Origin of the sequence: Methanococcoides alaskense (genome assembly GCF_027594145.1) — an archaeon.
GTDB classification, from domain to species: Archaea; Halobacteriota; Methanosarcinia; order Methanosarcinales; family Methanosarcinaceae; genus Methanococcoides; species Methanococcoides alaskense.
Genome location: NZ_JAQFFK010000006.1, coordinates 62315 through 69647, shown reverse-complemented (window position 1 = coordinate 69647; position 7333 = coordinate 62315). Strand labels below are relative to the sequence as shown.

General features: G+C 43.4%; 10 protein-coding genes. 5 read left to right on the top strand and 5 right to left on the bottom strand.

Annotated features, from left to right (window positions below):
- On the bottom strand, positions 1-558 hold a 558-nt coding region (locus PBV53_RS09575; protein ID WP_369123352.1), incomplete at its 3' end, for an ammonium transporter.
- 314 nt (positions 559-872) lie between these two features.
- On the opposite strand from PBV53_RS09575, the gene PBV53_RS09570 reads away from it, so the two are divergent.
- Together PBV53_RS09570 and PBV53_RS09565 are read left to right on the top strand one after the other, a co-directional pair.
- Positions 873-1694: a F420-dependent methylenetetrahydromethanopterin dehydrogenase gene (locus PBV53_RS09570; RefSeq protein ID WP_270096960.1), complete on the top strand. Its 822-nt coding sequence runs from the start codon at positions 873-875 to the stop codon at positions 1692-1694.
- A gap of 36 nt (positions 1695-1730) precedes the next feature.
- Positions 1731-1985, top strand: a complete 255-nt coding sequence (locus tag PBV53_RS09565; RefSeq protein WP_270096959.1) for a hypothetical protein — start codon at positions 1731-1733, stop codon at positions 1983-1985.
- A gap of 31 nt (positions 1986-2016) precedes the next feature.
- Here the strand turns inward: PBV53_RS09565 and PBV53_RS09560 are convergent, their stop codons facing one another.
- The gene (locus tag PBV53_RS09560; RefSeq protein WP_270096958.1) at positions 2017-2610 is read right to left on the bottom strand and encodes a pyruvate kinase alpha/beta domain-containing protein; all 594 of its coding nucleotides are present in this window, start codon (positions 2608-2610) and stop codon (positions 2017-2019) included.
- A 170-nt stretch (positions 2611-2780) separates the two neighbouring features.
- On the opposite strand from PBV53_RS09560, the gene PBV53_RS09555 reads away from it, so the two are divergent.
- Both PBV53_RS09555 and PBV53_RS09550 read left to right on the top strand, forming a co-directional pair.
- Positions 2781-3527 carry a proteasome assembly chaperone family protein gene (locus PBV53_RS09555; RefSeq protein WP_270096957.1) on the top strand — a complete coding sequence of 249 codons (747 nt, stop codon included), beginning with the start codon at positions 2781-2783 and terminating at the stop codon, positions 3525-3527.
- 6 nt (positions 3528-3533) lie between these two features.
- A complete protein-coding gene (locus PBV53_RS09550) occupies positions 3534-3923 on the top strand; it encodes a DUF473 domain-containing protein (RefSeq protein ID WP_270096956.1) in 390 nt (129 codons plus the stop codon).
- Position 3924: 1 nt separating this feature from the next.
- Here PBV53_RS09550 and PBV53_RS09545 read toward each other — a convergent pair whose 3' ends face one another.
- The 3 genes from PBV53_RS09545 to PBV53_RS09535 form a co-directional block, all read right to left on the bottom strand.
- Positions 3925-4542 (bottom strand): DUF169 domain-containing protein, encoded by a 618-nt coding sequence (locus tag PBV53_RS09545; RefSeq protein WP_270096955.1) that lies wholly within the window; start codon positions 4540-4542, stop codon positions 3925-3927.
- A 19-nt stretch (positions 4543-4561) separates the two neighbouring features.
- Positions 4562-6181 carry an O-phosphoserine--tRNA ligase gene (gene sepS, locus PBV53_RS09540; protein WP_270096954.1) on the bottom strand — a complete coding sequence of 540 codons (1620 nt, stop codon included), beginning with the start codon at positions 6179-6181 and terminating at the stop codon, positions 4562-4564.
- A 218-nt stretch (positions 6182-6399) separates the two neighbouring features.
- On the bottom strand, positions 6400-6675 hold the full coding sequence (locus tag PBV53_RS09535) for a stationary phase-response protein (RefSeq protein WP_270096953.1): 276 nt from the start codon (positions 6673-6675) through the stop codon (positions 6400-6402).
- 113 nt (positions 6676-6788) lie between these two features.
- Here PBV53_RS09535 and PBV53_RS09530 point away from each other — a divergent pair, with 113 nt between their 5' ends.
- The gene (locus PBV53_RS09530) at positions 6789-7268 is read left to right on the top strand and encodes an Sjogren's syndrome/scleroderma autoantigen 1 family protein (protein WP_270096952.1); all 480 of its coding nucleotides are present in this window, start codon (positions 6789-6791) and stop codon (positions 7266-7268) included.
- Positions 7269-7333: the final 65 nt, after the last annotated feature.

The following is a 7333-nucleotide window of genomic DNA, read 5'->3' as shown; positions in this document are numbered from 1 at the left end:
TTTACCGAATCCAATTCTCTTGCCTATGACAAATGATAATGCCAGTGCTCCAAATCCTGAACTGATGTGGACCACTGTCCCTCCTGCGAAGTCCAGTGCTCCCATGCTACCTGCCCAGCCGCCTCCCCATGCCCAGTGAGCAAGGGGGTCGTATACAATGGTTGTCCAGAGAAGCCCGAATACGATAAATGAACTGAGCTTAATCCTTTCTGCCACACCTGAGGTCAGGATCGCCAGTGCTATGGCTGCGAATACAAGCTGGAAGGCCATGAAGAGTATATCTGGTATCCCATCTCCATCCATTCCCACTCCCTTTAGGCCAATGTAGTCCAGCCCGCCGATAAATCCTCCAATATCATGGCCGAAGGAAAGGGTGTAGCCTATTGTTACCCACTGGATCGTAACGATGGTCAGTGAGATGAAAGAGAGGGCTATCATGGATATGATGTTCTTGTTTCTCACCATGCCTCCGTAGAAAAGCCCTACTGCCGGTGTCATGAGCATGACCATGGCGGTGCATATCAGAACAAATGCAGTGTCTCCTGCTTCCAGAACCATCTTATTCCTCTCCTGATCCTGCTTTAAACTGTAACAAGCTGCTTTCACAGTTTGTTACATGGGTTTCGTTAATTTCTATTTTTGAATACAATTCTATTGCTCCTTTGATCCAATTATGTGTATGTCTGTTTACACGGTACTAAGAAAGTGTTTACCTACTTTCTATTATTTAAAATTAACGTTTTTAATTATTGCATAATTGTTGCTGTAGTCCATGGGTGAATCGTAGAGCTGTGGTGAACATCCCATTATCTGATCGATCAATAATCAAAAATATTATATGCTACCCCGTACTTGCAGTAATGTGATCTACTATGGCAAAAATAGGATTTATTAAGTTAGGCAACCTCGGCATGAGTCAGGTCATTGACCTCGTACAGGATGAGATAGCAGCAAGAGAAGGCATCAGTGTTCGTGTATTCGGAACTGGTCCTAAGATGGGTAAAGACGAAGCTGCAGAAACAGCAGCACTTAAAGAATGGGATGCTGATTTCTATGTAATGATCAGCCCTAACTCAAGTGCACCAGGTCCAACCGCAGCACGTGAGATCTACAAAGATGTTCCATGCATCGTTATCTCTGATGGTCCAACCAAAAAGGACGACAGACAGGCACTCGAGGACGCAGGTTTCGGTTACATCATCATGACCGTAGACCCACTCATCGGTGCAAAGAGGGAATTCCTCGACTCTGTTGAAATGGCATCCTTCAACTCTGATGCAATGAAAGTTCTCTCCACCTGTGGTGTTGTAAGACTTATACAGGAAGAGCTTGATATCGTCACCGCACAGGTCGATGAAGGTAAGGAGATCGTCCTTCCACACATTCTCGCAAAGCCAGAGAAGTGTATCGAGCGTGCAGGTTTCAACAACCCATACGCAAAAGCAAAAGCACTTGCAGCACTCCACATGGCTGACAAGGTAGCACAGATCAACTTCCCAGCATGCTTCATGATGAAGGAGATCGAGCAGGTAACACTCACAACCGCAACAGCTCACGAAATGATGCGCGCAGCAGCACAGCTCGCTATCGACGCACGTGAGATCGAGAAATCAAACGATACAGTCCTCAGGCAGCCACACGCAAAGAAAGGCAACATCCTGTCAAAGACTGCATTGTACGAAAAACAACAGTAAGTGTCTTTTTGACACTTCTCTTTTTTTAATATTTCCATGGACACACTTACAACCGTTGCAATCGCAATTGCCGCATTTCTGGTCCTTATTGTACTCACTGCAATGGAGCTCAAGACTGCTTCATTTATGCACACTGAGAAGAATCGTTCATCTCTACCAAGCAATAACGGGGAGAATGGATGCAATTCTGATGAAAATGAGTTCAATATTGATGATAATGAATGTAATGATAATGAATGTAATGATAATGAATCAGAAAGTGATGATGTAACCCAGGACGAAGTAAAATAAAAAAGGCATCCCTGGGGGATACCGTCCGAATTTACTTTGGTTCTTCTTTTTCACGTGGCATTGCCAGTATCTCACGAACCTGCATGTTGAAGAAATTCTGTGAATGTGCTGGTCTTACAACAAGTGCTACATCTGCACCCTGACGTGTACCACCAATGGCGATAACCTCTGTATCCTTTGATACTGGTATATGGCCTGAATCTGCAGCCATCATCACAACTTCAAGGGCTACCTTGAAACCTTTGCCAAAGACCGCACGCAGCGTATCGGAGATCACATCTGCACGACTTGCACCGCCCAGTCTATTTGAAATGGCCCGTTCCACTCCTGAGAACATATGCGACTGGGTTGTAACAATTACTCCCATTTCCTGAAGTTTCTTTAAATTATCCTCGTCCATTTCCCATTTTCCATCTTCTCGAAGTCCATACTGATGACTGATGGCGATTACTTTCACATTCTTTCCTTTTACTGCTTCTGCCATTTTCAATGCAGTATGGCCTTCAGTACTTGAGAGTACGATATATTCTATCCCTAGCTCTTCAGCCCTGACAGCCGCTACTTTCACAACATCATCGGTATTCTGTTTACCAACATCATCAAAATATAGTATTGATCTTTCCATAGTATTCCTCCATTATTTGTATGCATCTTTGTTATTTTCATCTATTTCGTTATCATTTGGTTTAATTATGTCGTTTTCTTCTTTTTGTAATACGATGTACTTATCTATGAGTATCCTCTAATTATATAATAAGTAAATTAAGGGGTTTATATTCTAATTGGGTGATTCTTTTGTCAGAAACAGATTACGACGCTATCGATGTAGATATCATAACAAGGCCGATAAAATCAAAGGATCCTATCCTGATAGAAGGTTTTCCGGGTATTGGTCTTGTGGGCAATATTGCCAGCCAGCAAATAATTGAAGAATTAAATATGGAATATATAGGTTCCATTGAGTCTCGCTATTTTCCGCCAATAGCCGTTCTGTATGAAGGACTGGTGAACATGCCTGTAAGGATCTATGAGAATGAGGAGCACAATACCATCATGGTGGTCTCGGATATTCCTATTAATCCTTCTGTTTCCTATGATGTGAGCAAGGCACTTGTCGGATGGGCAAAATCCATAGGCGTGAAAGAAATTGTCTCTATTGCGGGCATTGCTACCATGAGTGACGAATATAAAGTGTTCGGAGCTGCAACAACTGAAGAAATGCTTGAGAGGATCAAGGAGCATGTGGAGATCTTCCAGATGGGTACGATCTCAGGTATTTCTGGCAGTGTGATGGCAGAATGTTTCATGCAAAATATTCCGGCGATCAGTCTGCTGGGTGCTACAAAGACGCAGAATCCTGATCCAAGGGCTGCAGCAGTAGTTGTCGATGTTCTTAATTCCCTGTATGATTTTTCGATAGATACAGATGATCTTATCGAACAAGCAGAGAAGATCGAGATCGAAATGCAGAAACTCGCTGAAGATGTAAGATCAAGCGAACAGGCGACAACACCACGAAAGGAATATCCAATGTATGGGTGATCTGGTATGGAATACGTCGCACTTACAGGGATCTCGGATATTGTAATGTCTGAATTGAAAGAACATCTGTTGCGCACTCTTGAGATAAGAAGTCCTCAAAACTTTATCACATCACTGGGCATCAATGTGGGTGATCATATCTTTATTACCCATACTTCTGCACAGGATATTATGCGTGGAACTCCGGGTGTTGTGGTACAGGTTGTAAAACATCAGGTATCAACGCACAGGACCCTCACAGGAAATGATACTTTTTATGAAGAGCATGAGTCCATGATAATCCGCCTTCAACTGAAATCCATTGGGGTGGCTCGCATAAACAATATTCTTTCCAATGAGTTAGGCAAAATCACAAGTGTGGATGCTGAACAGATATGTTTCTATGAAGCACGCTGATTCAATGACGTGTCTCAGGGATATTATTTAATCCCTTCTCTATTTTCTTTGCATTTTCAAGATCGATGCCAATGGGTATCTCATTGTCGTCATATTCGCTATGCTTGCGTGAACCTTTGCAACCATAGGACAACCCGACTCCTTTCTCAATAGCAAGAGCGGTACAGTCTCCGCAAATGGATGCTGCACCGAAAGTGTCGATACTTACTCTCTCTCCATCATTATATGCTAATGCCTGAACGACCCTCATGGCCATTTCAGGCTTTAGGTAGAGAATGATAACATCGAACTCACCGTTGTTCTCTGACAGCGGCTCTATCCTTATATGGTCATATTTCTTCTTTATTCTGGGGAGTGCAGATGTTGCCTTTTGTGCAGTTTCTGCATCGATGTAGCGTCCTGATGCCAAATAGTATTTATCTGGCTTATCTTCGGATGTGCTCAGGACATATTTGCCAGGGGGGCAGCTTTGGGATGAAGCAAGGAAAATATCTCCCTTGCGTGCTTTTGTTATCATTTCACAATAGAGGAGGTCATATTCCTCTCCGATGTCGCCTTCCTGAAAGGTAACGCAAACCGGTTTTCCATCATCCATCAGTTTAGCTATCTCAGTGAACATGTATCATCCCAATATTGATTTACTCGATCTCTGTTCTCACGGTGGTGAACACAGGTCCGCGAATATCAATCTTCTGCTTCTTGCCGGTGATGTATCTCTGGGCCAGGGGGTCGAGCTTGATGTTTATCTCGGAAGGGACCTTGACTATCCTTACCCTTGTCTCACATTCCTTCTCCCCGTTGTCCACGGCTTCCTCTATCTCTTTTGCTGCTTGTGCTGCAAAAGCTTCGATAAATCTCACGCCGGTCCTTGCAGAATGGTTCTCAAAAGCCTTTTTCCACTTCTTATTGTTGGGAAGGCCAAGAACATCGTTCTCGTAAACAAGTACCTCATTGTAAGCTGCCGGTCCGCAAAGCTTAGTCTCATCTTCCGGTTCTATCACGGAGACCTTCACTTTCTTACCCTTAAGTGTACCTTCCCAGGCAACGAACTCACAGGGACTTGGCTCTGATCCGTGCGTGTCGCACTGTTCGACTATGCCTTCAAGGATCTCCTGCCCTTCAGGGGTTTCCGGAAGTTTGTCAACGAATATCATTCTTGCCAGTTCGCTATCCTTTAGATCCCATTCAGCGTATTGTGGTAGCTGTGGATATGTCATACCTCTAAGGTCGGTGGAATCGTGGAGTATCATAGCAAGCCTTTCAACACCAAGCCCGAGGTTCATGACCGGGCATGGAATGTTATACTCGGCAAGTGCTGTCGGCGAGTAAATTCCAAAGGTTGCGATCTCTATCCAGCCGTCAGAATATTTGGTATTGGACCCAACAAGTTTTGGATGGTATGCAAAGACCTCGATCTGTGTATCAGGTACGTAATATTTGCTCCTTTTCTCATCCGGGCGGAACATGAACTTCTCAAAACCGAACTGTGCCAATAATCCCTGAGCAACAGCTTTTCCGTGATCTACAGTAACATCTTCATCCATTATGACACAGGAAGCTGAATAATATGTCATAAGACGTGAAGCATCTTCCTGCTGTTCCCTTCTGAACGAACGGTCGATGGAGAATAGGTGGAATGGTGGTCTGGAACGTTCAAGCATGCCTGAGAGTGAAATGAACCATCCTGATGTCATATGGCTTCTGAGTGTCTTGGTGGTGGCTTGTGGGGTAAGTTCCTTGAATTCCGGGAACACCTGGTCTATCATCTCGACCACAAGCGCATCGGACACGTTCAGCTTAATTGCTATCTCGGGGACAAGGTCATCTCCTTCTACCTCGCCTTTCTTGTAAGAATGCAGCACTTTCCTTATTGTCTCGACACCTTCATCATCGATACCGCCAAGCATTTCTTTTATTTTTGCAATGCGTTGGTCGGAGATACCAACATTTGGTCTTGGTAGTCCGGCAAGGTAGTAACAGCGGTCAAGGACTGCCAATGCTTCATGTCCGAATTGTTTGTGAACCTCTTTCTCATCAACGATAAGCGGATTCATCATCTCATCGAAGCCCATGCGAAGATAAGCTTCTCTGAGCTTTGCTATCGTATCATAGACGGGATGTGCTTTTCCGAAGTTGAATGATGTATGAGGGTACTGCTGGTTCAGGCCTGCTTTTTTTATAAGGTCTTTGCCACTTGTCCATGCAGAGTCAAAGTCTTCCTTAGCAGCTTTCTTTATGGATTCAGGATCGAATTTCATGGTAAAATCTCGTTATTTTTAATAGTGTACTCGTAATCGTTAGCTCAAGTATAAAGATGTATCAACACATTTTATAGTTACGTTCGATGAACAGCCTGTAAGGTCATTGAATGGGTGTTATCGATCAAAAATATGCAGTGTATTGAATATCTGCAAATAAAAAGATAAGAAAAGATCTGATCGTCAGATCAGAATGTTCTTTGTTGTATCGTAAACGATCACTCGTCAACAGGGATGGTCTCGAGCTGACTTGCGACATTCCATATAAGTGTCCTTGTATGTAATGGAATGTTTGGGTCGTTGCTGATATCTTCCAATATAGAAATACTGGATGACGTTCTCAGGAAAAGGGGTTCTGCTTCGTTTTTCAAAGTTGCAAGGATGTCGTTTGCGGAACGTCTGATATTCCTTGGTACGGAATTGTCGTTCGCTATATGTTCTAACACCTGTTTGCATTGTTTAATGACGTCTTCAGGTTCGCTGGCACCTAACATTTGGATCACCTTAATAATGGTTTAATGATAAAATAAGAATTTATGTTGTATTACCCCTAACTATTATATCCTATAAAAAGACTTTCATTCATGCAGTGATCAAAGGTGAACAAATGAGCGATAGTGACGATAAAATAAAACAGATATCAAGATTGCTGGAAATGGGCGGTACTATGCTTGCACAGCATTGTACTACATGTGGTGCTCCAATGTTCAGGTACCAGGGAGAAGTACTTTGCCCAATATGTCAGGACAGCAATGCGAATTCCGGTCAACAGCAAAATGCAGGACAACAGGTTGCATTGGCAAGAAATGAAATTGAAGAAGTTCCTCAGGCAGGTGGCATTGCCAGCTCCCCCGAAGCTCCTGTACAACAACCGCTGGTTCGTTCTGAAGAACTTTCTCATGATGATATGCCAGGGCAAATTTCGGCAGCAGTTCCTATCGAAGGTCTGAATTCTGTTGCAGAAAGCCTGAAATTGAAAATTGGGCACATTGCCGGTCTGCTTCAGGTCGAGACCGATCCTCGCAGGATGGAGGAATATCTCGATATTATGGATAGATGTCTTGACATCCTTGAAAGACTGAAATAAGCTTCTTAAAAACAGAATTCTCATAAATTGATAGTAGAAAACCGGTATTTCCAGTTGCTCTTTCT